The organism is Actinospineispora spinosispora DSM 44797 (genome assembly GCF_000429025.1).
GTDB lineage: Bacteria > Actinomycetota > Actinomycetes > Mycobacteriales > Pseudonocardiaceae > Pseudonocardia > Pseudonocardia spinosispora.
Genome location: NZ_AUBB01000035.1, coordinates 33605 through 56725 on the forward strand (window position 1 = coordinate 33605; position 23121 = coordinate 56725).

Here is a 23121-nt window from a genome sequence, read left to right on the forward strand (position 1 = left end):
CATGTAATTCAAATGGCCTAGCGCCTGAGCATCTGCTTCACTGATCGCGACTTTTTTGTGACGCTCGCAATGGGAATGTCCCAGTATCGGCTTGGTGAATTGGTCGTTAAGGCCTACGAAGAGTCGTACTGCCCATCAAGGGGCGTATGACCCGACCACCGCGATTGGGGGGTGTCGCCATGGACCTGAGGTCTGACATCGTGGCCGCAGCGGCACGCATGAACACCGACCACGACGTGCACCGAGAGGTCCGTCAACTGGGCGCCTACCTGCACGACGGGGAAACGGTACAGCGCCTGGCAGCCGGCATCTACGGAGCCGGCGCCGGACTCATGGCGGTCACCGACCACCGCGTCCTACTCCTTCGGGACGGACGGAGCGGGCACGCGAGCGAGGGCTTCCCGCTGGGGAGGTTGTCCTCGGCCGACTGGGTCGCCGAAGGAGGACGGGCCGCCATCACGGTGTCCGACTCCTCCAGCACCGCGGTCCTGCGGCAGGTCACGCCGGCCGACGCCCAACAGGTGGTCGAACTGATCCACGAGCTGGCGGGGCAGCAGCGTGGCTACGGCGGCTCCGGATACCAGGAGGCCACCGCCTACCAGGCAGCGCCCAGCTACAACCCCCCGGTCAGCGCCGTGTCCAGCTACTCGGAGCCCTCGTTCGCCGCCGAGCGCACGACCGCGCTCCACACGGCCGACGCGACCACCGCGCTGCACACCAACGGCACCAACGGCTACGGATCCCACTCCGCCGCCGCGACCGCCACCGAGACGGGACGCGGCATCGGGGGCCAGTCGTCCTACTCCGGTGAGGCCACCACCGCACTGCGCGCGACCGGAACCGGGCTGCACTCCACCCCGGCGTCCCACGGTTCGCACGGCATCGGCTCGTACGGCACCAACGGCGCCGAGTCCTACGGCACACCCTCGTACGGAACCAACGGAAACCCGTCCTACGGGTCCGAGTCGTACGGCACGAACGGAGCCAACGGCACCGGTCTGTACGACACCAACGGGACCAACGGCACCGGGGCGCACAGCACGGACAGCCCGTCGGGAGGTCTCAACGGGCTCGACCTGACCGCGCCGACGACCGCGCTGCGCTCGCCGCTGTCCTCGCCGGAGACCCGGCCCGAGTGGTCCGGCTCGCACAGCGCGCCGACCACGGGGACCGGCTACTACGGCACCGAGGGCTCCGGCAGCGGCCGCTCGGCGTCCGGCGCGGTACCGATCTCGGTGATCGCCAGCACCACCGGCATCCCGGCGCAGCCGACGGTCGGACGCGTACCGGAGCAGTCGACGGCCAGCGAGCAGTCCGGCCCGATCGGCACCCAGCCCAAGCTGATCGGCGAAGTGCCGATCACCACGCTGGCCGCCGAGGAGCCCACGCCGTCCGACGTCGTGCCGACCAGCGTGTTCCCCGCGCAGGCCTCGGTCGGAATCGACCAGCTCGCGGCCGAGAGCCAGCCCGGCCAGCTCGGCCCCGAGACCGCGACCCTCGCGGTGTCCTCGACCGCGATCACCGAGGCACCGACCTCGATCCGTCGCGACGACAAGGCCGACACCCCCGCCGAGAGCGACGAGAAGCCCGCCATCGACCCGGCCAACCTGACCGCGGAGGGCAACGAACGCCCGAAGCCGATCAGCTGGCGCGCACCGGCGGGCAAGAAGACCAGCCCGCAGCGGGAGACCGAGACGCGCAGCAGCAGGAAGAAGCGCGGCCCGGTCCGGCTCGAAGCGCTCGGCAAGCCGTCGCCAGCCGGCAGCGGCCCCGGCGACCAGCCCCGCACCCTGTCGAAGAAGTACATGTGGCTGGGTGCCGGCGCGGTCGCGCTCGTTGCCCTGGCCGCCATCGGCAGCGCGAAACTGATCACCGGCAACCAGCAGATCCAGGCGGCCGCTCCGGTCAGCCCGGCTCCGGCCGCCGCGATCGACTCGCCCGTCGGCACGGTCGTCAAGATCACCAAGGTGATCGCGCCCGACCGCGTCGAGGTGTCCGAGCCCGCGGGCAGCGAGGTCGTGGTGCTCGGCATCGCGGTCCCCAACTCCAACGGCTGCGGCTACGCCATCTCGAAGGCGTTCGCCAACCGGACGCTGAGCAACCAGATGGTCACGATGGTCCAGGACCCGTCGCAGCCGGTCACCGACAAGCAGGGCCGCCGCCAGGCCTACCTGCGCACCGCGGACGGAACCGACTACTCCACCGAAGCCGTCACCCAGGGCATGGCGAAGTACTACGACGGCAGCCGCCCGGTCGAGAAGGCCGACGAGCTGAAGACCGCGCAGGACGCCGCCAAGGAGAAGAAGTCCGGGCTGTGGGACACGCCGTGCAACGGCAAGTTCGCGGACTCGTCCTCGTCGAGCACCGCCAACGCGACGGCCGCGTCGACCAAGGAGTCGACCAAGCCGAAGTCCAGCAGCACCACCAGCACGACGACCAAGTCGAGCAGCCGCTCCAGCACCACCGGAACCGGTACCGGCAACTGACCGGTACCCGCTGACGTGGGCCGCCGCGTCACGTCGCAGACTCCCCGAGGTCTGCGACGTGGCGCGGTGGCTCGCGTCCTTCTGGGCCTGTTTCGCGCTGCACTCTTGGGCCTGTTCCGCGCGGAGTTTTTCCGTGACCACCCCCTCGGCTTCGCCGTCGGGGGTACTCCCGGAAAAACAAACCTCGTTCCTCGGTTGGGCGCGCGCTTGTTGTTGCCCTGGGAGCCGCCGTTCGGCTGGGGAGCCTGGGTGCGGACATTCAGTACGCCGGCCTTCGCCGGAACTCCTTCGGAGACTTGCGGAGCCGGCTTCGCTGTGGCCGGGTTCGCCGTCGCTGGGTTCACCGTGGTGGGTCTGCTGTGGTGGGTCGGTCTGGGCGGCTGAACAGCGGTGTGGGGCTGGCCTACTAGGTTGTCGGGGTGACCACTGTTTCGGAGACCTTCGACCCGGGCGCATGGCGCGCGGTGGAGGGGTTTGACTTCGTCGACATCACTTACCACCGCCACGTCTCGCACGGCACCGTGCGCATCGCGTTCGACCGGCCGGAGGTACGCAACGCGTTCCGGCCGGGCAGCGTCGACGAGCTGTACCGCGCGCTGGACCACGCCCGGATGACCTCCGACGTCGGCTGCGTGCTGCTGACCGGGAACGGTCCCGCACCGAAGGACGGCGTGTGGGCCTTCTGCTCCGGCGGTGACCAGCGGATCCGTGGCCGCACCGGCTACCAGTACGCGAGCGGCGAGACCGCCGACACGGTCGATCCGGCGCGCGCCGGGCGGCTGCACATCCTGGAGTGCCAGCGGCTGATCCGGTTCATGCCGAAGGTCGTGATCGCCGTGGTGAACGGATGGGCAGCCGGGGGCGGGCACAGCCTGCACGCCGTGTGCGACCTGACGTTGGCCTCGGCCGAGCACGCCCGGTTCAAGCAGACCGACTCGGACGTCGGCTCGTTCGACGGTGGTTTCGGTTCCGCGTACCTCGCCCGGCAGGTCGGGCAGAAGTTCGCCAGAGAGATCTTCTTCCTTGGCCGCACCTACACCGCCGAGCAGATGCACGAGATGGGCGCGGTCAACGAGGTCGTGCCGCACGCCGACCTGGAGGCGACCGCCATCCAGTGGGGCAAGGAGATCAACGGCAAGAGCCCCACCGCGCAGCGCATGCTGAAGTACTCGTTCAACCTGATCGACGACGGCCTGGTCGGCCAGCAGCTCTTCGCCGGCGAGACCACCCGCCTGGCCTACATGCAGGACGAGGCGGTGGAGGGCCGCGACGCCTTCCTGGAGAAACGCCCCCCGGACTGGACCCCTTTCCCCTGGTACTACTAACCCTCACCCCCGGTGAGTGGCAAGTGGTCCTACCCCGAAGGGGCGCCGAAGGCGTAGCAACCCTGGGCACTCACGACACGCTTTCCGTCGTGAGTGCCCAGGGTTGCTATAGGACCACTTGCCACTCACGGGTCGACGGCGAAGCCGAGATGCCTTGGAGCCGGGCACGGGGTTGCACGTAGGGAGAGTGCACAGTCCCGGGTCCCCGTGAGGGTTGGGGTGGGCCGTTTGGGGGAATGTCTGGGTGTGGCAGGGGGCACACGAACAGACGAGGAGCCAACGGTGGCCGGCAAGCCGAACGCACGGATCGAGTCCGCGGTGGACCGCATCAGGGATCTCAACGACCGGATCGTGAACGCCGCGAAGGAAGGTGGCGAGGAGTCGGTCAAGACCTACGAGCGGATGCTGGAGAACCTGGCCGAGGCGCAGGAGGCTGCCGGTGACCGGGGCGCGGACTGGATTCGGGAGTTCTCCCGCGCCCAGGCCAACTTCACCCGCCAGCTGGCGGACGCCTTCCCCGCGCTGCTCGAACGCATCGGCGCGCGCAGCAGGGACGTCGGAGGCGCCGCGACCGAGCGGATCCGTCAGGTTCCCGGCGCCAAGACCGCCGAGGGCGTCGTGCGCGGTGTCGTGTCCCGCGAGGACGACCTCCCGATCGCCGACTACGACGAGCTCAACGTCGCCGAGGTGACCGCGAAGCTCGACACGTTGTCCGATGTCGAGCTGGGCCGGATCGAGTCCTACGAGGCGCGCACCAAGAACCGCAAGACGATCCACGACAAGATCACCAGCCTACGAAGCAGCTGAACCGTCGACGGCGTGCCCGTGGATCCAGCTGAACCGCTCCGCGAAGTGGGCCAGCTCGGCATCCCGGGCACGCGCGGCGGGCCCGTCCGGCAGGTGCAGCAGCCCCGACGCGAGTGACGACACACGCTGGACCTGCCGGGTATGGGCGCGGCGCAGCCGTTGGTAGCGCACGAACGCGTCCCGGTGTCCAGCCGGGCCGGCCTCCGCGAGGCAGCGAGCGAGTACGGCCGCGTCCTCGATGGTCTGGTTGGCGCCCTGCCCGTGGTGCGGCAACATCGCGTGCGCCGCGTCGCCCAGCAGCACCACACGGTCGCGGAACCAGCGCCGGACCGGAGCGAGCCTGTGCAGCGCCCATCGGACGCTCTGCGGGACCGAACGCAGCATCTCCAGCACCGCCGGGTGCCATCCGGCGAAGCCCGCGACCAGCTCACCGGGCGCCGCCTCGGCGGTGCCGTGCGTCGAGTCCCAGGTCGGCGGGCCGTCCAGTACCGCGAGGAAGTTGACCCGGTCACCGACCGGGTAGTGCAGCAGATGAGCTCCCGGGCCCACCCAGAACTGGATGTCTCCGGGCGTGGGCAGTCCGCGCAGTGCCTCGATCGGAGCCAGACCGCGGAACCCGCTGGTACCGGTGTAGTACGGCTCGTCGCCGCTCACCCAGCGTCGCGCGGTGGAGGCGAGGCCGTCGGCCCCGACCACCACCTCGGCCCGCACCGCCGTGCCGTCCTCCAGCTCGAGCGTCGCCGCCCCGGGACCGCCGGTGATCGCGCGCAGCCCTCGGCCGAGATGCAGCCCCGCCGGCCCCCATGCGTCGCGGAGCACCTCCTGCAGCCGTGCCCGGTGCAGTCCCCAGAACTGTCCGCCGAACCGGTTCGCGTAGCTCTGACCGACCGGGAGCGCGACCAGCAGCCTGCCGTCGGACCAGTGCCGGAACGCGAGGCGGTCCGGGACGGTGGCAGCCACCGCGAGCTGCTCGCCGAGGCCGAGCCGGGTCAGGATGCGCGACCCGTTGGCTGCCAGCGCGACCGCCGCTCCCACCTCGGTCAACGCCGGAGCATGTTCGAACACCTCGGCCGTGATCCCCCGCTCGCGCAGCGCGAGCGCGAACGTCAGTCCGCCGATCCCGGCGCCGATCACCGCGACGCCCACATCCGTGCCAGCCATGATCATCAACCTAGCCAGGGCACCAACGACATGAGTGTGGTTCGGGCCAGGCAAGTCCCCGAAAGGGTCGTGTGCGAGCCTGGACCACCGGGAGGCGCTCTGTGATCCGTGTGGTGCGTTGTGATGGTTCGCCGGCCGATGCGGCGACCTTGGTCGAGGCCTTGGCCCAGGCGCTGGATGGCGGGCCCGCCGTGCTGCCCTACGACGGCGAGCGGCCGACGGTTCCCGCCGGGCCCGTCGAACCGGGCGCGGCCGTGCTCATCGAGACCACCGGCTCCACCGGCGCGGCCAAGCGGGTCGTGCTCACCGCCGACGCGCTGCGGGCCGGCGCCGCCGCCACGCACAGCAGGCTCGGCGGTCCCGGACGCTGGTTGCTCGCGCTGCCGACCCACCACGTCGCGGGTGTCCAGGTGATCGTGCGTGCGCTGCTGGCCGGTGCGCCGCCCTCGATGCTGGACAGCCGCGACGGCTTCCGGGTACCTCGCTTCGCCCGTGCCGCGTCGGCCCTGTTCGACGCCGCGCCGCCCGGCGCCCGGCACTACACCTCGCTCGTCCCGACCCAGATGCATCGCGTGCTCGCCGACGGAGGCGCCGCGCTGGATGCGCTACGCCGGTTCGACGCCGTGCTGATCGGTGGCGCCGCGACCTCGACGACCCTGCTGGCCGAGACCCTCGACGCGGGCGTGCGCGCCGTCACCACCTACGGCATGAGCGAGACCGCGGGTGGCTGCGTGTACGACGGGGTGCCGCTCGACGGAGTCGACGTGCGTCTCGAAGGCAACGACGAGGAGGGCCGCATCTCACTGTCCGGCCCGATGCTGGCCAGCGGCTACCTCGACCGCCCGGAGCTGACCACCGAGTCGTTCACCGACGGCTGGTTCCGCACGTCCGACCTCGGTCGCTGGGACGGGTCGAGGCTTCGGGTACTGGGCAGAGCCGACGACGTGATCACCACCGGCGGCGAGTCGGTGAACCCGGCATCGGTCGAACGGCTGCTCACCGCGCAACCGGGAATCCGGGCCGCGTGTGTCGTCGGGCTGGACGACCCCGAGTGGGGCCAGACGGTGGCCGCCGCCCTCGTGCTGTCCGACCCGGCGACCGACGTGGGCGAGCAGCTGAGCAAGACCATCCGCGCGGAACTGGGCTCGCCCTCGGTGCCCCGGCTCGTCCGGGTCATCGAGGAGATTCCGCTACGCGGCATCGGCAAGCCTGACCGAGGGGCCGTGATGCGGCTGCTGCGGTCCGGGACGAGTTGAGGAGCAGGCAATGGGCAAGCACGACCAGCAGGCTGAGAAGGACGACCAGTGGCTCGGTGAGGAGCTGCTCACCGACACCGGCAAGGCCGACGAGGACCACAGCGGCAAGCACCGCAGGACCGACTCGTCAGGCGACCGCAAGGATTAGCCCGAACGTGTCGCTTGGCCGTCGGCCAGTCACGTTGCGTCAGGTGATCATTCCGTCTTTTGTGGTGTCTCCACCCTTCTCAGACGGACCGGTGATCAGCTGACCACGGTTCGTGACCGAACCGGAGGCCTCTCGCTTGTTCACCAAGCTGCGCACGGCCTTGGCGTCGACGGTCACGAGCGTGCTCACCGTCGGCTTCATGGCGGTGCCGGCCACGCCCCCGACGGGCACCGAATGGGTCGCGAACCTGGCCGAGGCACGCCCGGTCAACGTCATGATGACGGACGGTGCGTCGCTGCTGACCGGACCGCTCGGGCTGCTCACCCTGCCGGTACATCAGCTGGCCACCCCGGCGGCGACGATCAGCCCGACCCTCGACGCCGTGACGCCACCCGGAACCGCCGCCACGGTGGACGTCCGCGGTCTGCTCTCCGGCGGACGCTGGAGCGAATGGGTGCCGAGCCGCTCCGGCACCACCACGACCCTGCCGTCGCCGACCACGACGGTGCAGCTGCGCGTCGTCCTGACCGGAACCCCCGGCGCTCCAGGTCCCGTCGTCAGCGGGCTCCGTGCGCGCGCCGAGGACGCCACGTCGATGCGAGCCGACTCGGCCCCCAGCCAGCCGGACAGCTACCAGGTGATCGCCACGAGGGAAGGCCTGGTCAGCGGCCGGACCGCGAACGGCCACCAGATCCGCCACAACGACCTGTTCGTGGCGCTGCCGTCCCGACGCGCGCTCGCGGACGGCTCCGAGTACACCGTCAAAGTGTGCTCGCGCAGCGGCTACTGCGCGTGGGCACCGGTCTGGGACGTCGGACCGTGGAACATCAACGACGACTACTGGTGCGCCGAGCGCGCGGAGTTCGACGACCTGCCCCAGGGCGTACCGCAGGCACAGGCCGCGTTCCGCGACGGCTACAACGGCGGGAAGGACGGCTCCGGCCGCAAGGTCGGCAACCCGGCGGGCATCGACCTGTCCGACGGCATCTACCGCACCGCGCTCGGCCTGACCGGCAACGCCCTGGTGACCGTCAGCTACCTGTGGACCGGCCCGCTGCCGCTCAGCACGGTCGACGCGACCGGTCGCAAGTCGGCGCGCCAGCCCGACCGGTCCGACACCGCGTTCAAGGCGGGCTTCGACATCGGCATCGGGATCGACATCGGCGGCGACTCGGGCGACGACTCCGGTTCCCGGGGCAAGGAACGTCACGACAAGCGGCAACCGAGCGACGCCCGTCTCGTGACGGTCCGGACCGCGCCCGACTCCTCGGCACCCGCGGCCGGGGTCGCCGCGGACTCGGCCGGGGTCCCGGTGCAGTGCGCCACCGAGAACGGCTGGCTGCGCATCGACCCGGACGCCTACGTCCCGGCGAAGAATGTGATCCTGCAAAGTCCGATCGACCACTGCTGATCGTTTGGGCTACCGTGAGTAGGTGGCGACAGTCGCGCAGTGGGTGCAAGGCGCCCGTCCCCGAACCCTCCCCAATGCGATCGCTCCGGTGCTGGTCGGCACCGGCGCTGCTCTCAACGCGGGCCAGTTACGACCGGTACAGGCGGTACTCGCGCTGCTGGTCTCGATCGCCATGATCATCGGCGTCAACTACGCCAACGACTACTCCGACGGCACCCGGGGCACCGACGACAACCGCGTCGGCCCACTGCGTCTCGTCGGCTCGGGTGTGGCACCCGCCGCCTCGGTCCGCGCCGCCGCGTTCGGCTGGCTCGGCCTCGGTCTGGTCGCCGGGCTGGTCCTCGTCCTCACCACCCAGCACTGGTGGCTGCTCGCCGTCGGCGTGGTGTGCGTGCTCGCCGCCTGGTTCTACACCGGAGGCAGCAAGCCCTACGGCTACCTCGGGTTCGGCGAGGTCGCGGTGTTCCTGTTCTTCGGCCCGGTCGCGGTCCTCGGCACCACGTACGTACAGAGCGGAACACCGAACCTGCTCGCGGTGCTCGGCGCGATCGGCGTCGGACTGCTGTCCTGCTCGGTGCTCGTCACCAACAACCTGCGCGACATCGACACCGACGTCGAAGCGGGCAAGCGCACCCTGGCCGTCCGGCTGGGCGACGCGGGCACCCGCAAGCTCTACGCGGCGCTGGTGACCGTGCCGTTCGTGCTCAGCATCATCGGCGGGATCCTCGCGCCGTGGCTGCTGATCGGGCTGCTCGCGGCACCGCTGGCCGTCTCACTGGTGCGAACGGTGCTCGGCGGTGTCAGTGGACGCGACCTCATCGCGATCCTCGGCAAGTCCGGCATGCTGATGCTGCTCTGGTCGCTGCTCACCGCCATCGGCCTCGGCCTCAGCGCCCTCTAGGGACTCACCGCGAAGCTGCGCGCGCAGCCGCTCCTTCTGCTCACGGCGCCGCGCGCCGGAGACGGCCAACGCGTTGTCCAGATCCTTGCGAAGCGAGCTGAACAGCAACAGCGACAACGGCAGCGCGACAACGAGCCCGATCAGGATCGCGACGAGCAGCGGCACACCCACCCAGGTGAGCACGGCGGCGATCACCGCGACCAGCGCGGCCCGCGCCGCGCCGTACCGGACGATCGCCACGCCGGTGCTCGGCCGAGGGGTGGATGTCTGCGGTGGGAGCTCGGGCGTCACGTCAACAAGAGTACGGAAACGTGACTCTGAGGTGTGAACCTGACCGACCACCTCACCACGGACGTACCTCACGTGAGTTAGCCTCGTATCAGGAGGTGGTCGTCATGCTGTTCCTCATCGCCCTGGCCGCCGCTGCGCTCGTCGGTGTCCTGCTCTGGAAACTACTCGCGCGGCAGCCGTCCGATCCGGCGAACCGGTCCACCTCGGCCCGTCCGACGGCAGCGCCGGACGACGACCCGGAGTTCCTGCGCCAGCTCGGCGAGAAGCTGCGCCGCGAAGGCGAAGACCCGCCCCGCCGCCGCTGACCGCCAGAACCGGCTAGCTCAAGCTTTCCTTAACTCCGGGCTCACTTCGGCGAACCCGGCTTACTCTTCCCTTACTGATACGGCGAAGCCCGCCGGCTCTGAAGGGGGGAGCCGGCGGGCTCGTTCTTTGGGCCTGTTCCGCGCGGAGTTTTTCTGTGACCACCCCCTCGGCTTCGCCGTCGGGGGTACTCCCAGAAAAACAAGCCGACTTCGTCGGCCGAGCGCGCGCTTGTCTGGTTGCGTTCTGCTTCGCCTGGTGCGTTTATTGCAGTGCTTCGCACTGAACCCCCTGCGGGGAGACTTGCGGAGCCAGCTGGGTGGGTGGCGTGGTCCCGTCGTGTTTGCATGATCACCACGGTGTGGTGGCTGATTTTCCTCGTGAGATCAGCCATGAGGCCGTGGTGATCATGCAACGGGCGACACCGCGCACCCTGCGGTGATCACCCAAAGCGCCCACTGCACCCCATGGGCGCGGCGCAGCCGTGACCGCACTTGGCGCCGCAGACTTCCCCCGTCCCCGCGATCCTGGCCCGCACTTGGCGTGGTCGGGCGGTGTCAACCCTGAAACCTCGCCCCCGAGCCCGCGCAACCAGGAACCAGCGCGAGGCCGGCGTCAGCCGGGGGTTGATACCGCCCGACCACGCCAAGACACTGGATGGCCAGCGGGGACACCCCAGTACCCCGCAACCGGAAAGAGCGCTCATTCCTCCTTGAACGCGTCCGCCACAGCGGCGGCCAGCTCCAGCAGGGCCACCCGGGTAGCCGGCGACACCCGGTCCAGGTCCAGCTCGGCGCCCTCTTCGAGGTGCGAGTCGTACGGAATCCGGACCACGGCCCGGCACCGGGCGGCGAAGTGCTCGGCGACCCGGTTCAGGTCCACATGCCCTGACCCACGCCGAACCGAGTTGATCACCGCAACGGAGTTGGCGACCAGCTCGCCGTGGCCGTGAGCGTCGAGCCAGTCCATGGTCGCCGACGCGCTGCGGGCCCCGTCGATCGATCCGGACGACACGATGACCAGCGAGTCGGCCAGTCCGAGCACCCCGTACATCGCCGAGTGCATCAGTCCGGTGCCGCAGTCGGTCAGCACGATGTTGTAGAAGTGCTCCAGCAGTGCGACGGTCCGCCGGTACTCCTCCTCGCTGAACGCCTCGGACACCGCCGGGTCCTGCTCGGACGCCAGGACCTCCAGCCGCGACGGCCCCTGCGAGGTGTACGCGCGGACGTCGGTGTAGCGGCGGATGCGCTGCGCGTCGCGCAGCAGGTGCCGCACCGTCGCGGTCGTTTCGAGCGGGATCTTCTGGCTCAGCGTCCCCCGGTCCGGGTTCGCGTCGACGGCGATGACCCGGTCGCCGCGCAGCGACGCGAACGTGGCCCCCAGGGTCGCGGTCACCGTCGTCTTGCCCACGCCGCCCTTGAGGCTCAGCATGGCGATCCGGTGGCAGCCGTAGAGCGGCTGGTTGACCCGCAGCGTCAGCTCCTGTTTCTGCTGGTCGCTCTGGCCCTGGCCGAGGTTGATCAGCCCCCGGGACAGCACGAACAGCAGGTGCCGCCAGCCGCTGCGGGGTGGCATCTTGATGTGCTGCAGCAGCCGCGCCGAGGACAGTTCCTCGGGGTGCCCGTTCAGACCGCCGTCGACCCTGGCGCGCTGCGCCTCCTCCGCGGCGACGGCGCCCGGCTCGACCCAGCGTGCCGGCGGGCGATGCTCCGGCCAGCTCGACGGCGCCGGCCGACGCTCGGCGACCGGTTGGGGTTGCGTCTCCGGTTCGTCGAGCTCCCGGTCGAGCTCGTCCTCCAGATCGGGGCTCGAGGGCTCCGCGCGGCCGCCGGCCTGCTCGGGCACGGTGGCGTGACCGTTCGTCGCGGGGTCGGCGGACGTCGGCAGGCGCTCGGTGTTCGGCTCGGGATGACCGTCGACCGGCTCCGCCGTGTCCTGGTCGAAGGGCTCGTCGGCGTCCGCTAAGCGTTCCGCGTCGTCGTGGTCCGTACCGTTCGAGGTCGATGGGGTGGTTTCCCATCCGCGCCCCTTGGCCAGGTAGCCCACCGTGCCGGGTGGGTACTCCCGCTGCCCCTGGTCCACCGTTCTCCTTCGCACCACATGTCACATGCGCAACCGCACCCCCGGGACCGTAGTACGGAGTGCTCTGTTATGCGAGTGTCATCAAGTGGGTACTGTGCGTTAGCCGAGACCAGCGTAGGAGTGTAGACCGGTCGTCACCAAGTTGACGAAGAAAAGATTGAACAACACGGCCGCGAAGCCCAGCACATTGATCCAGGCGGCCCAGCCGGTCCGCCATCCCGCAGTCGAACGGGCGTGCAGGTAGCAGGCGTAGACGACCCAGACCACGAAGGCGACCGTCTCCTTCGGGTCCCAGCCCCAGTAGCGTCCCCAGGCCGCCTCGGCCCAGATCGCGCCGCACATGATGGCGAACGTGTACAGCGGGAACGAGAAGACGCAGATGCGGTAGGCGATGCGGTCCAGGGCGTCCGCGGTGGGCAGCACGCTGGTGAACCGGCCGTCCGTACCGTAGCGGCGAACCAGGAACAGCATGCTCGCCACACCGGACACGATCAGCAGACCGGACGAGATGCTGATCGCGGTGACGTGGATGACCAGCCAGTACGACTGCAGCGCGGGCATCACCGGAGCTGCGCGCACGTACAGCGAGGTTCCCGCGAGGAACAGCAGGATCTCGACGGGCAGTAGCACCCAGATGCCGACCGGCCGCAGCGACGGCGTCTTGCGCAGCATCACGAGCCAGCCCACGACGGCCATCAGGCAGATCGCCGAGATGAACTCGTACATGTTGCCCCACGGCCAGCGATCGGCCGAGACACCGCGCAGCACGATCGAGACGACGTGCAGCAGCGCACCCAGCACGGTGAGCGCGACACCCATCCGACCGAAGCGCTCCGGCCACGGCCGGCCCTCGGGCCGCTCCGTCTCGGCGGGCGGCTCGGGCGAGGCGGTGTCGTCGGCGCCCGCGGGCACCGAGACCGGCACCCGCGCGGTCCGGACCGCCACCATGACCCTGGTCCTGGCGTACTCGCCGAGGTGCAGGACCATCGCCAGCAGGTAGATCGCGACCGCGGAATGGAATGCGTAGTCGCTGTAGGTCGCCAGTGTCTCGTTGACCGGCATCGGGGGTGAGCCTCCCGGCTATCTGTTCTCGTCCGAAACGGCCGGCAGCAGTTCCGCGCGCAGCCGGTCGAACTCCTCGCCGTAACCGGCCTGGTCGGTGCGTGCCAACCCGCCGATCTCCACCACGGTACGTCCCGGCTGGTCGGCCTGGTCAGCCGGGCTGATGCGGACCCAGAACCGGCGGCGTTTGATGCTCAGCGAGCCCGCCAGACCGATCAGGATCAGTACCGCGAACACCAGCACGAACTCCTGGGCCGGGTCGTGCGAGATCTGCAGGTTCGTCCACTGCCCGACGCCGTCGAACCGGACCGTGGTGCCGTCGTCCAGCGTCGCGCGCTGACCGATCATCAGGTTCATCCTGACGACCTTCTTCAACGCACCCGACTCGACCTGGCGCTGGTCGATCTCGAAGATCGACTGTCCTCGACCGTCGTCGAGCCCCAGGTCGCCCCGGTAGATGTCGACCGCGACCTCGGGGTTCTCCAGCGACGGATAGACCGAGGTGATCAGTGTCCCGCCGGACGAGGTGGGCGCCAGCAGCCCGGTGACCGCGATCTGGTTGCGCCGCCGCGCCGCCTCGTCGGGCAGCCCCGGCCGGTCGAACTTCGTGGCGCCCTCGGACAGCATCGTCGAGGGGTCCATCGGCTTCCACTGGATGGCCTGGGTCCGCGAGGTGCCGTCCGGCCAGGTCACGGTGAACCGCGGCGCGTAGCCGTTACCGAGCTGGTAGACCCGGTCGCCGGCGATCCGCAGCGGCGAGTTCACCTCCAGCGGGTACGGGTGCCACGGCCCGGCAGAACCGGCGTCGAGGTCGGCACCCGCCTGGTAGCCGATGTCGGCGCGGTAGTGCGAGGGCTGGCCGTTCGGCAGGTAGGTGGCGTGGAAGTCATCGACCTTGATGCAGAACGGAGTGAGCTGGGTGCCATCCACCCAGGCGCCGGCGCGGAACGTGTCGTAGTTGAGGATGCCGGTGTTGCAGAACTGGTCACCGTTCGCCATGACGATGACGTTGCCCTCGTAGCCGAACAGCTTCCCGAGCGCCAGCCCGACCAGCAGCCCCAGCAGCGACATGTGGAAGATCAGGTTGCCCGCCTCGCGCAGGTAGCCTTTCTCCGCCGACACCGTGTATCCGCTGTCGGTCGCGGTGACCTCACTGCGCCAGCCGCGCAGCTTCCCGGTGACCGTCGTGAGCGCCTCGTCGGGTGTGGCGTCCAGCGTGCCGATCCCGTGGTGCGGCAGCCGCGCCAGGTTGCGCGGCGTGACGACGGGCCGTGCGCGGCAGGCCTTCGCGTACTCGATGCTGCGTGGGGTCAGGCAGCCGATGAGCGAGACGAACAGCAGCAGGTAGATCGCTGCGAACCAGGGGCTGGCGAAGACGTCGAAGAAACCCAGCTTTTCCAGCGGCGGCCCGATGGTCGGATGCTGCTCGAGGTACTCGGCGACCTTCGCCTCGTTGATCGGGTGCTGCGGCAGCAGGGCGCCCGGCATCGAGGCCAGCGCGAGCAGGAACAACAGGATGAGCGCCGTGCGCATGCTGGTCAGCCCGCGCCAGGTGTTGCGCAGGAACGCCAGCCAGGTCCAGCCGAGCCGTGGCTCGCGGCCGGGTGAGTCCGTGTCGGGCGCCTTCGGCGGGGTCGAGATGCTCATCAGATCGGCGGGGTGAAGCCGGCGAGGGACGTCTGCAGCTGGGCGACGAGTATGCCCCACACGCCGGTCAGCAACAGCACTCCGACCACGACGAGCAGCGCTCCCCCGGTCACCTGGACGGCGCGCACGTGACGGCGCAGCCAGCCCAGCGCCCGCACCGCACGGGAGGCACCCACCGCGATCAGCACGAACGGCAACCCGAGCCCCGCGCAGTAGGCGAGCGTGAGCACCACACCGCGCAGCGACTCCCCACCGGTGCCCGCCGCGACCGCGACCACCCCGGCGAGCGTCGGCCCGATGCACGGCACCCAGCCGAGCCCGAACACCGCACCCAGCAGCGGAGCGCCCCACAGCCCCGCCCTGGGGACCAGATGGACGCGCTTCTCCCGGGACAGCATGGGCACGAGCCCGACGAAGGCCAGCCCCATGACGATCGTGACGACGCCGCCGATCCGCTGGATGAGCTCCTGATTGTTGGTCAGCGCGTCGGCCAGCTGGACGACACCGACCATGATCGCGCCGAACACGACGGTGAACCCCGCGACGAACAACGCCGCGGCACCCGCGACCCGCCACCGCCCGCTGCGCTGCTGGCTGGCCTCGAGCTCGGTGACCGGCGGCGCATCGGCTCCGACGAGTCCGGCGAGGTAGGCGAGATAACCGGGCACCAGCGGCACGACACACGGCGAGGCGAAACTGACCGCCCCCGCCGCGACCGCCACCCCGACCGCGAGTAGCAGCGGTCCCGAGATGGTGAGGGTCGTGGTGGCGTCCATCGACTGCCAGGGTATGCAGCGCCGCCTGAGGCCATTCCCCCGGGTCACCGGCGACCTGTCGAGGGCACTTTGCACGTGTTCGTGCTGCGTCGCATATGTCCGGACATGTGCGACGCAGCACGTAGATGTGCAAAGCCGCCAGGGAGCGCCCCAGCCGACTTCGCGGTGCTGGTCAGTCGGTCGGGGGTTCGGCTGCCAGTTTCTGGACCGCGGGGACCAGTTCGCCGACGCGGACCGCCCTCAGGTAGATGACCGCGACCCGGTGCTGCCGGTCGAGCACGATCGTCGACGGCACGACGTTGCGCGGGAAACCGATCATCCCGCTCAGGCTGCGGCCGGGCGGATCGTAGATCGACGGGAAGGTCAGCTTGTGGTCGTGGATGAAGTCCGTCGCCGCCTGCTGGTTGTCGCGGATGTTGATGCCGAGTATCTGAACGCCCTGGGCTCCGGTGCTCTTCTGCACCTGCTCCAGGTCGTCGACCTCGGCGCGGCACGGGCCGCACCACGAGCCCCAGATGTTCAGCACCACGACCTTGCCGGGGTAGTCCTGGATACCGATCTGCTTGCCCGGCTCGAGGAGGCTGTCGCCGGAGAGCCGACGGAGCGTGCCCCGGCCCTCGGGCGGCTCGTAGTTGATGACGTCCTTGCCGTTCGGCGAGACGAACTGGAAGTCGCCGCCGAGGTCGGCCTTCTCGTTGCCGGTGCTGCAGCCCGCCGCGAGCAGCACCGTCAACAGGACGAGCAGGGCACGTCTCATGCGCCGGTCACCGTGGGGTCGCTGGAGCCGGCCGGTTCCTGGTAGCGGACGCCGACCAGGCGGTCCTGTTCGAACAGGAGTGTGGTCAGCGACGCCAGCCCGCATTGGCGCTGCCGGGGGTCGTGCCACATCTTCTTGCCCTCCAGGCTGCGGCGCACCGTCCAGATCGGCAGCTGGTGCGACACGCACACGGCGGTGTGGCCGGCCGCCAGCTCACGGGCGCGGGTGATCGCCGCACGCATCCTGGTCGCGATCTCGGTGTACGGCTCGCCCCAGGACGGCCTGAACGGGTTGATCAGCTTCGGCCAGGCGGCGGGGTGGCGCAGTGCACCGTCGCCGACCGCGATGCGCTTGCCCTCGAAGACGTTCGCCGCCTCGATCAGGTTCGGCTCGGTCAGGATCTCCAGGCGGTGCGACTCGGCGATCGGCCCGGCGGTCTGCTGGGCACGCTGCAGCGGCGAAGCCAGCAGGACCGTGACGTCCTGGTCGGCCAGCGCCGTCGCCACGGTCTTGGCCTGCCACTCGCCACGCTCGGACAGCCGGTAGCCGGGCAGCCGGCCGTACAGGACCTTCTCCGGGTTGTGCACCTCGCCGTGCCGGAGCAGGTGCACGGTCGTCAGGCTCACTTGACCGCCTCCGCGGCGGCACGGGCGGCCGAGGGCAACGCCGCCTCGATCACCCCGAACGCCTCGTCGTCCATCGCCGCCGACACGAACCACGCCTCGAACGCGCTCGGCGGTCCGTAGACGCCTCCGTTCAGCAGCGTCTGGAAGAACGCCGGGAACCGCCAGGTCTGGGCGGCGGACGCACCGGCGAAGTCGGTGACCGGGGTCTCCGAGAAGAACACCGAGAGCATGTTGCCCGCGTACTGGACCTGATGTGCCACACCGGCCGCGTTCAGCGCGTCGCCCATCAGACCGCCCAGCCGCGTCGCGTTGGCGTCCAGCGCGGCGTACACGGCGTCGTCGGCCGCACGCAGCGTCGCGAGGCCAGCGGCGACCGCGATCGGGTTCCCGGACAGGGTTCCGGCCTGGTAGACCGGGCCGGCGGGCGCGAGGTGGGACATGATCTCGGCGCTGCCGCCGAACGCGGCGGCCGGCAGGCCACCGGACATCACCTTGCCGAACGTGTACAGGTCACCGGGCACGCCTTCGAGGCCGTACCAGCCGGAGCGGGACACGCGGAAGCCGGTCATCACCTCGTCGATCACCAGCAGCGCGCCGTGCGCGTGGGCTAGCGCGCGCAGTCCGGCGTTGAAGTCGGTCAGCGGGGCGACCGCGCCCATGTTGCCCGCCGCCGCCTCGGTGATCACGCAGGCGATCTCCTGGCCGCGCTCGGCGAACACCGCGGCGACCGCGTCCAGGTCGTTGTAGGGCAGCACAACCGTGTCCGCGGCGGACGCGCCCGTCACGCCGGGGCTGGTGGGCAGTCCGAACGTGGCGACGCCGGAGCCCGCCTGGGCGAGCAGCGCATCGACGTGGCCGTGGTAGCAGCCGGCGAACTTGACCACCACCTGTCGGCCGGTGACGCCCCTGGCCAGGCGGATGGCGCTCATCGTCGCCTCGGTGCCGGAGTTGACCAGCCGCACCTGCTCGACCGGCTCGACCCTGGCGATGATCTCCTCGGCCAGCTCGATCTCGCCCTCGGTCGGCGCCCCGAAGGACAGTCCGTGCGGCGCCGCCGCCCGCACCGCGTCGACAACCGCGGGGTGTGCGTGGCCGAGGATCATCGGGCCCCAGGAGCACACCAGGTCGACGTAGCGCGCGCCGTCCGCGTCGGTCAGCCATGGCCCCTGGCCGGACGTCATGAAGCGGGGCGTGCCCCCGACCGCCTGGAACGCCCGAACCGGCGAGTTCACGCCGCCCGGAGTGACCTGTAAGGCCCGCTGGAACAGCTGCGCCGAACGGGTCGGGGTGGCGGGGACCGATGTCGATGTCATCGCGGAACTCACGACGTGCAGTCTCGCATTCCGCGTGGAATCCGGCCGAGGGCCCTCAGCGCGCCGTGTACATGAACTCTTCGGAACGGGGCAGGAAGAGCAGCACGACACCGGCCACGGCCAGCAGCAACACGCCGATGCTCACCGGGTCCAGCGCGGTCACGATCATGACGATGGCGAGCCCCACCACGACGACGGCGGCCAGCACGGTCGCGCCGATGCGCGCGCGACGCTTCGGCTTCACCGCGGTCCAGGCGAGCCAGATCAGCAACAGACCGACCAACAGCAGGACCACGCCGCCGACCCGAAAGACCAGGACCAGGGTGTCCGCGCTGATCGCCGTGCCCGAGGAGTTGAGCTTGTCCCGCAGGTTCGTGCCGAACTCACCGGGCAGCACGGCGAGCCCGCCGCCGAGGATCAGCAGGGGCAGCGCGGCGAGGGTCAGGAACACCGCGCCCGCCCACATCTCCGGGGGCCGCTTGTTCAGGTTGGGCACGTCGCGCGCCACGGTCTGGGTGCGGTTCTCGCCGTAGACGTTCAGCGTCGGGACTTCCTCGGCGGGTGCGTCGGTGGTCTCCGGCTGACGAGGATCGGACGGTGTGGTCACGCCTCGCACCCTAGCGGCTCATCGTTGAAGATCGGCGTCAGCCTCAGCGGAAGTAGCCGTAGCTTTCCGATCGGTACATCAGCACCGTCCCGATGACGATCAGCACGATCTTCGCCAGGTAGCCGATCGCGGCCACCAGCTCCTGCCCACCGATGGGACCGGTGGGCCCGGTGAACAGGCCCACGACGAACAGCACACCGAGCGCGACGAACACCCACGCGAACGCCATCAGCGCCATCCGGGCCCAGAGCTTCCCGATCCGCATTTGGCTGCCGAGCACGAGGAACAACGACGCCTCGATGCCCGCGCCGACCAGAACGAGCGCGCCGCTGAGGCCGTTGCTCAGCTGGTACACGGCGTTCAGCAGCGACAGCACCGCCGCCGCGACGAACACCGCGAACGAGTAGCGCACCGTCTCGGGCACTGAACCAGCCGTGTCACCCTTCACAGCACGCACGGTAACGCCTCCGCTCCCCACAGTCACCTCGCCCGGCCCGCCCTGTGGCACGAATGTGGCTTTAGGGACGTTGAACGTCCCTAAAGCCACATTCGTGCCGATACGGGGTCAGGATTGGAGCCAGGTGGCTGCTTCTGTTGCGTAGTAGGTCAGGATCTGGTCCGCGCCTGCCCTGCGGATACTCGTCAGGGTCTCCATCACCGCTCGGTCCCTGTCGATCCAGCCGTTCGCCGCCGCCGCCTCGATCATCGAGTACTCGCCGGAGATCTGGTACGCCGACACCGGGACGTCCGCGTGGTCGGCGATGGTGCGCAGGATGTCCAGGTACGCCATGGCCGGCTTGACCATGACCATGTCGGCGCCCTCCTCGAGGTCCAGCGCCAGCTCGCGCAGCGCCTCGCGGGAGTTCGCGTGGTCCTGCTGGTAGGTCTTGCGGTCCCCGGTCAGCGAGGACTGCACGGCCTCGCGGAACGGGCCGTAGAACGCCGAGGTGTACTTCGCGGTGTAGGCGAGGATCGCGGTGTCGGTGTACCCCGCCGCGTCCAGCGCCTCGCGGATCACGCCGACCTGGCCGTCCATCATGCCGCTCGGCCCGACGACGTGAGCACCGGCGCGGGCCTGGGCGACGCCCATCTCGGCGTAGATCGCCAGCGTCGCGTCGTTGTCGACGGCGCCGCTGTCGTCGAGGACGCCGCAGTGCCCGTGATCGGTGAACTCGTCGAGACACAGATCGGACATGATCACGATCGAGTCGCCGACCTCGGACCGCACGTCGGCGAGCGCGACGTTGAGGATTCCGTCCGGATCGACTCCACCGGAGCCGGTCGCGTCCTTCTCCGTCGGGACGCCGAACAGCATCAGCCCACCGACACCGGCGGCGACCGCTTCGGCGGCGGCCTTGCGCAGTGATTCACGGCTGTGCTGTACGACACCCGGCATCGCCTGGATCGGCACCGGCTCGCTGACGCCTTCCAGCACGAACATCGGCAGGATCAGGTTGCGCGGCCGGACCTCGGTCTCGGCGACCAGCCGCCGCATCGCGGGGGTCGCCCGCAGCCGGCGGGGACGTTGCGTCGGAAACATGCCACCGAGCCTACGACCCCACTGTGAGTGGGAAGTGGTTCTACCCCGAAGGGGCGCCGAAGGCGTAGCGCCACTCGGCACTCACGACATGCTCTTCGTCGTGAGTGCCGAGTGGCGCTATAGGACCACTTCCCACTCACAGGGGATTCAGCGGCGGCGGGCCTTCGCCTTGCGGGGCGGGGGCAGTGCACCCTCGGCGCGCAGGCGGGCGGCGTGCGAGGCCAGCGCGTCCACCAGGCTGCCGACCTGGGCGGCCTCCGGCTGGACGTCCACCCGCAGACCGAACTCGCGGGCCGTCTCGGCGGTCTTCGGGCCGATGCAGGCGACGAGCGTGCGGGCGTGCGGCTTCCCGGCGATACCGACCAGGTTGCGCACGGTCGACGACGAGGTGAAGCAGACCGCCTCGAAGCCACCGGTCTTGATGGCCTCACGGATCGGCGCGGGCGGCGGGGCCGCACGCACGGTCCGGTACGCGGTGACGTCGTCGATCTCCCAGCCACGGTCACGCAGGCCGGCGGCGAGGGTCTCCGTCGCGATGTCGGCGCGCGGGAGCAGGACGCGGTCCACCGGGTCGAGGATGTCGTCGTGCGGCGGGAAGATCTCCAGCAGTCCCTCCGACGACATCTCGCTCTCGTCGATGTCCGGCACCAGCTCGGGGTTGATGCCGAAGCTGCGCACCTTCTCGGCGGTCGCGGTACCGACACAGGCGATCTTCACACCGGAGAACGCACGGGCGTCGAGGCCGAACTCGGCGAACTTCTCCCAGACCGCGCGCACGGCGTTGACCGAGGTGAACACGACCCACTGGTAGCGGCCGTCGACGAGGCCCTTGACCGCGCGCTCCATCTGCGCGGGCGAACGGGGCGGCTCGACGGCGATCGTCGGCACCTCCTCCGGGATCGCGCCGTGCACGCGCAGCCGGTCGCTCATCGCGCCCGCCTGGTCCTTCGTACGCGGGACGAGCACGCGCCAGCCGTACAGCGCGCGCGACTCCCACCAGGACAGCGCCTCACGCTGGCCGACGGTCTCGCCGATGGTCAGCAGCAGCGACCCGGGCAGGCCACCCGCGTCGGCGACGAGCGTGGCGACCGAGCTGATCACGGTGCGCTGGTTGGAGCCGGTGCCCTCGGTGGTCACCGCGACCGGGGTCTGCCCGGACACGCCCTGCTCGGTGAGACCGGTCGTGACCTCGGACAGGTGCGCGGCGCTCGCGTGCAGCACGAGCGGGTCGGGCCCGCCCGCGAGCCGGGACCAGTCGGCACCGGTGCGGACGTCGGCGACGGTGTGCGCCGAGCCGAGCGGCACACCGGCGTAGGCCGGCACGGCGGTGCTCGCCGGAACGCCGGGCACCACGTCGAACGGCACCGGGCCCTTCGCCACCTCGAGTGCCTCGGCGACGACGGCGTCGGCGGTCAGCGGGTCGCCGGAGACCAGGCGGACGACGGCGCGGCCGGCGGTCGCCTCGGTGATCAGGTCCTTCGCCACCTGACCGGGGTCACCGACGGCCGGACGGACCTCGGCGCCCTCGGCGACCAGGGCGAGCACCTCCTCCGGGACGTCCGGGTCGGTGATGATCAGCGGCGCGGCCGTGATGATCTCCCTGGCCCTGACCGTGAGCAGGCCGGGGTCTCCGGGGCCGCTGCCCACGAAGGCGATCCGGCTGGTGGTGGTGTGTGTTCGGCTCATCTTTCGGAACTCCCGATCCAACGGTGCGCGGGGTCACCGGTCGCGGCTAGCGAACCGGCACCCAGGTCGAGCAATTCGGCAGCCAGGGCGTGCCCCAGCGATTCAGCTTCAGTTGTCTTGCCAGTGATCGAGGCACGCACTAACGCGCCGTCGACGGTCGCCGCGACGGCTCGCAGCGAAATGCTCTCCACGATGCGGCCCTCGTCGTCCAGGTCCTCGACGACATCGGCGAGTGCCCCGACGGGCGCGGAGCAGCCGGCCTCGAGCGCGGCCAGTACGGCGCGCTCAGCGGTGACGGCCATCCGGCTGACCGGGTCGTCCAGGACAGCGAGCAGGTGCTCGGTGTCCAGGTCGTCGGCCAGGCATTCCAGTGCCAGCGCGCCTTGGGCGGGCGCGGGCAACATTTGCAACGGATCGAGCACCTCGGTCGCTTCGGCAAGCATGCCCAAGCGCGCTAAGCCTGCCCTAGCGACCACCACCGCGTCCAATTCACCGCTTCGGACCTTGCCGATGCGGGTGCCGACGTTGCCCCGCAGACCCAGGATTTCGAGCCCCAGACCGAGCGCGTTGAGCTGTGCGGCACGCCGGGGCGAGCCGGTACCGACGGTGGACCCGGGCGGCAGCTCGCCCAGGACGAAGCCGTCCCGGGCGACCAGTGCGTCGCGCGGATCCTGCCGCTGGGGCACGGCGGCGATCGTGAGCCGGGGGTCGGGCGCGGTCGGCAGGTCCTTGTAGGAGTGGACCGCGACGTCGACCTCGCGGCGGATCAGCGCATCACGCAGCGCGCTGACGAAGACACCGACGCCCAGCTCGGCGACCGGCGTCATCGACTCGTCGCCGACGGTGCTGACCTCGACCAGCTCGGCGGCGCACCCGGTGGCCCGTAACGCATCGGCCACCATGCCCGCCTGCGCCAACGCCAGATCGCTCCCCCTG

The 23121-nt window shown here is 70.2% G+C and carries 22 protein-coding genes and 1 pseudogene; 9 read left to right on the forward strand and 14 right to left on the reverse strand.

All coding sequences use genetic code 11. The annotated features are described in order from the left end of the window. Nucleotides 1-179 precede the first annotated feature (179 nt). The 4 genes from G406_RS54100 (at nucleotide 180) to G406_RS0117230 (ending at nucleotide 4618) form a co-directional block, all read left to right on the forward strand. On the forward strand, nucleotides 180-2486 hold the full coding sequence (locus tag G406_RS54100) for a thermonuclease family protein (RefSeq protein ID WP_051342239.1): 2307 nt from the start codon (nucleotides 180-182) through the stop codon (nucleotides 2484-2486). Between the two features lie 249 nt (nucleotides 2487-2735). Next, nucleotides 2736-2870 (forward strand): hypothetical protein, encoded by a 135-nt coding sequence (locus tag G406_RS59385; protein WP_281172460.1) that lies wholly within the window; start codon nucleotides 2736-2738, stop codon nucleotides 2868-2870. Between the two features lie 35 nt (nucleotides 2871-2905). Then, nucleotides 2906-3811, forward strand: coding sequence for a 1,4-dihydroxy-2-naphthoyl-CoA synthase (locus tag G406_RS0117225; protein ID WP_028934795.1), 906 nt, complete (start codon nucleotides 2906-2908; stop codon nucleotides 3809-3811). A gap of 282 nt (nucleotides 3812-4093) precedes the next feature. Further along, a complete protein-coding gene (locus G406_RS0117230; RefSeq protein ID WP_028934796.1) occupies nucleotides 4094-4618 on the forward strand; it encodes a hypothetical protein in 525 nt (174 codons plus the stop codon). Here G406_RS0117230 and G406_RS0117235 read toward each other — a convergent pair. Next, nucleotides 4604-5779 (reverse strand): FAD-dependent monooxygenase, encoded by a 1176-nt coding sequence (locus G406_RS0117235; protein WP_028934797.1) that lies wholly within the window; start codon nucleotides 5777-5779, stop codon nucleotides 4604-4606. The genes G406_RS0117230 and G406_RS0117235 overlap by 15 nt on opposite strands. 104 nt (nucleotides 5780-5883) lie before the next feature. Here G406_RS0117235 and menE point away from each other — a divergent pair, with 104 nt between their 5' ends. The 4 genes from menE (at nucleotide 5884) to G406_RS0117260 (ending at nucleotide 9495) form a co-directional block, all read left to right on the forward strand. Further along, nucleotides 5884-7035, forward strand: coding sequence for an o-succinylbenzoate--CoA ligase (gene menE, locus G406_RS0117240; protein ID WP_037077143.1), 1152 nt, complete (start codon nucleotides 5884-5886; stop codon nucleotides 7033-7035). Nucleotides 7036-7045: 10 nt separating this feature from the next. Beyond that, entirely contained in the window at nucleotides 7046-7183 is a 138-nt protein-coding gene (locus G406_RS56945; protein ID WP_156934955.1) for a hypothetical protein, read from the forward strand. Between the two features lie 112 nt (nucleotides 7184-7295). Further along, nucleotides 7296-8594, forward strand: coding sequence for a hypothetical protein (locus tag G406_RS47550; protein ID WP_156934956.1), 1299 nt, complete (start codon nucleotides 7296-7298; stop codon nucleotides 8592-8594). 22 nt (nucleotides 8595-8616) lie between these two features. Next, nucleotides 8617-9495, forward strand: coding sequence for a 1,4-dihydroxy-2-naphthoate polyprenyltransferase (locus tag G406_RS0117260; protein WP_028934799.1), 879 nt, complete (start codon nucleotides 8617-8619; stop codon nucleotides 9493-9495). 57 nt (nucleotides 9496-9552) lie between these two features. Here the strand turns inward: G406_RS0117260 and G406_RS59545 are convergent. Beyond that, nucleotides 9553-9858: pseudogene (locus tag G406_RS59545) on the reverse strand (DUF4229 domain-containing protein); the annotation flags it as partial. Between the two features lie 32 nt (nucleotides 9859-9890). Between G406_RS59545 and G406_RS0117270 the strand changes: the two are divergent. Further along, nucleotides 9891-10091 (forward strand): hypothetical protein, encoded by a 201-nt coding sequence (locus G406_RS0117270; protein WP_028934801.1) that lies wholly within the window; start codon nucleotides 9891-9893, stop codon nucleotides 10089-10091. Between the two features lie 700 nt (nucleotides 10092-10791). On the opposite strand, the gene G406_RS58890 is transcribed toward G406_RS0117270, so the two are convergent. The 12 genes from G406_RS58890 to hemC all read right to left on the reverse strand — a co-directional run bounded on the left by G406_RS58890 (nucleotide 10792) and on the right by hemC (nucleotide 23087). Further along, nucleotides 10792-12171, reverse strand: a complete 1380-nt coding sequence (locus G406_RS58890; protein ID WP_245607142.1) for a MinD/ParA family ATP-binding protein — start codon at nucleotides 12169-12171, stop codon at nucleotides 10792-10794. A 99-nt stretch (nucleotides 12172-12270) separates the two neighbouring features. Continuing rightward, nucleotides 12271-13233 carry a c-type cytochrome biogenesis protein CcsB gene (gene ccsB, locus G406_RS0117280; RefSeq protein WP_028934802.1) on the reverse strand — a complete coding sequence of 321 codons (963 nt, stop codon included), beginning with the start codon at nucleotides 13231-13233 and terminating at the stop codon, nucleotides 12271-12273. A gap of 18 nt (nucleotides 13234-13251) precedes the next feature. Then, complete coding sequence (gene resB / locus G406_RS0117285; protein WP_028934803.1) at nucleotides 13252-14880, reverse strand: cytochrome c biogenesis protein ResB; 1629 nt, start codon at nucleotides 14878-14880, stop codon at nucleotides 13252-13254. Then, the gene (locus G406_RS0117290; RefSeq protein ID WP_028934804.1) at nucleotides 14880-15656 is read right to left on the reverse strand and encodes a cytochrome c biogenesis CcdA family protein; all 777 of its coding nucleotides are present in this window, start codon (nucleotides 15654-15656) and stop codon (nucleotides 14880-14882) included. The genes resB and G406_RS0117290 overlap by 1 nt, the downstream gene beginning before the upstream one ends. A 172-nt stretch (nucleotides 15657-15828) precedes the next feature. After that, nucleotides 15829-16413, reverse strand: coding sequence for a TlpA family protein disulfide reductase (locus G406_RS0117295; RefSeq protein WP_028934805.1), 585 nt, complete (start codon nucleotides 16411-16413; stop codon nucleotides 15829-15831). Then, nucleotides 16410-17039 (reverse strand): histidine phosphatase family protein, encoded by a 630-nt coding sequence (locus G406_RS0117300; protein WP_028934806.1) that lies wholly within the window; start codon nucleotides 17037-17039, stop codon nucleotides 16410-16412. The genes G406_RS0117295 and G406_RS0117300 overlap by 4 nt, the downstream gene beginning before the upstream one ends. Beyond that, a complete protein-coding gene (hemL, locus tag G406_RS0117305; protein ID WP_084216141.1) occupies nucleotides 17036-18352 on the reverse strand; it encodes a glutamate-1-semialdehyde 2,1-aminomutase in 1317 nt (438 codons plus the stop codon). Before hemL ends, G406_RS0117300 begins: the two co-directional genes overlap by 4 nt. A gap of 55 nt (nucleotides 18353-18407) precedes the next feature. After that, nucleotides 18408-18959 (reverse strand): hypothetical protein, encoded by a 552-nt coding sequence (locus tag G406_RS0117310; RefSeq protein WP_028934808.1) that lies wholly within the window; start codon nucleotides 18957-18959, stop codon nucleotides 18408-18410. Between the two features lie 43 nt (nucleotides 18960-19002). Next, nucleotides 19003-19407, reverse strand: coding sequence for a hypothetical protein (locus G406_RS0117315; protein WP_156934957.1), 405 nt, complete (start codon nucleotides 19405-19407; stop codon nucleotides 19003-19005). Nucleotides 19408-19524: 117 nt separating this feature from the next. Next, complete coding sequence (gene hemB, locus G406_RS0117320) at nucleotides 19525-20499, reverse strand: porphobilinogen synthase (RefSeq protein ID WP_028934810.1); 975 nt, start codon at nucleotides 20497-20499, stop codon at nucleotides 19525-19527. 147 nt (nucleotides 20500-20646) lie between these two features. Then, on the reverse strand, nucleotides 20647-22185 hold the full coding sequence (locus tag G406_RS0117325) for a bifunctional uroporphyrinogen-III C-methyltransferase/uroporphyrinogen-III synthase (protein ID WP_028934811.1): 1539 nt from the start codon (nucleotides 22183-22185) through the stop codon (nucleotides 20647-20649). Beyond that, entirely contained in the window at nucleotides 22182-23087 is a 906-nt protein-coding gene (gene hemC, locus G406_RS0117330) for a hydroxymethylbilane synthase (RefSeq protein ID WP_051342251.1), read from the reverse strand. The genes G406_RS0117325 and hemC overlap by 4 nt, the downstream gene beginning before the upstream one ends. Nucleotides 23088-23121 lie beyond the last annotated feature (34 nt).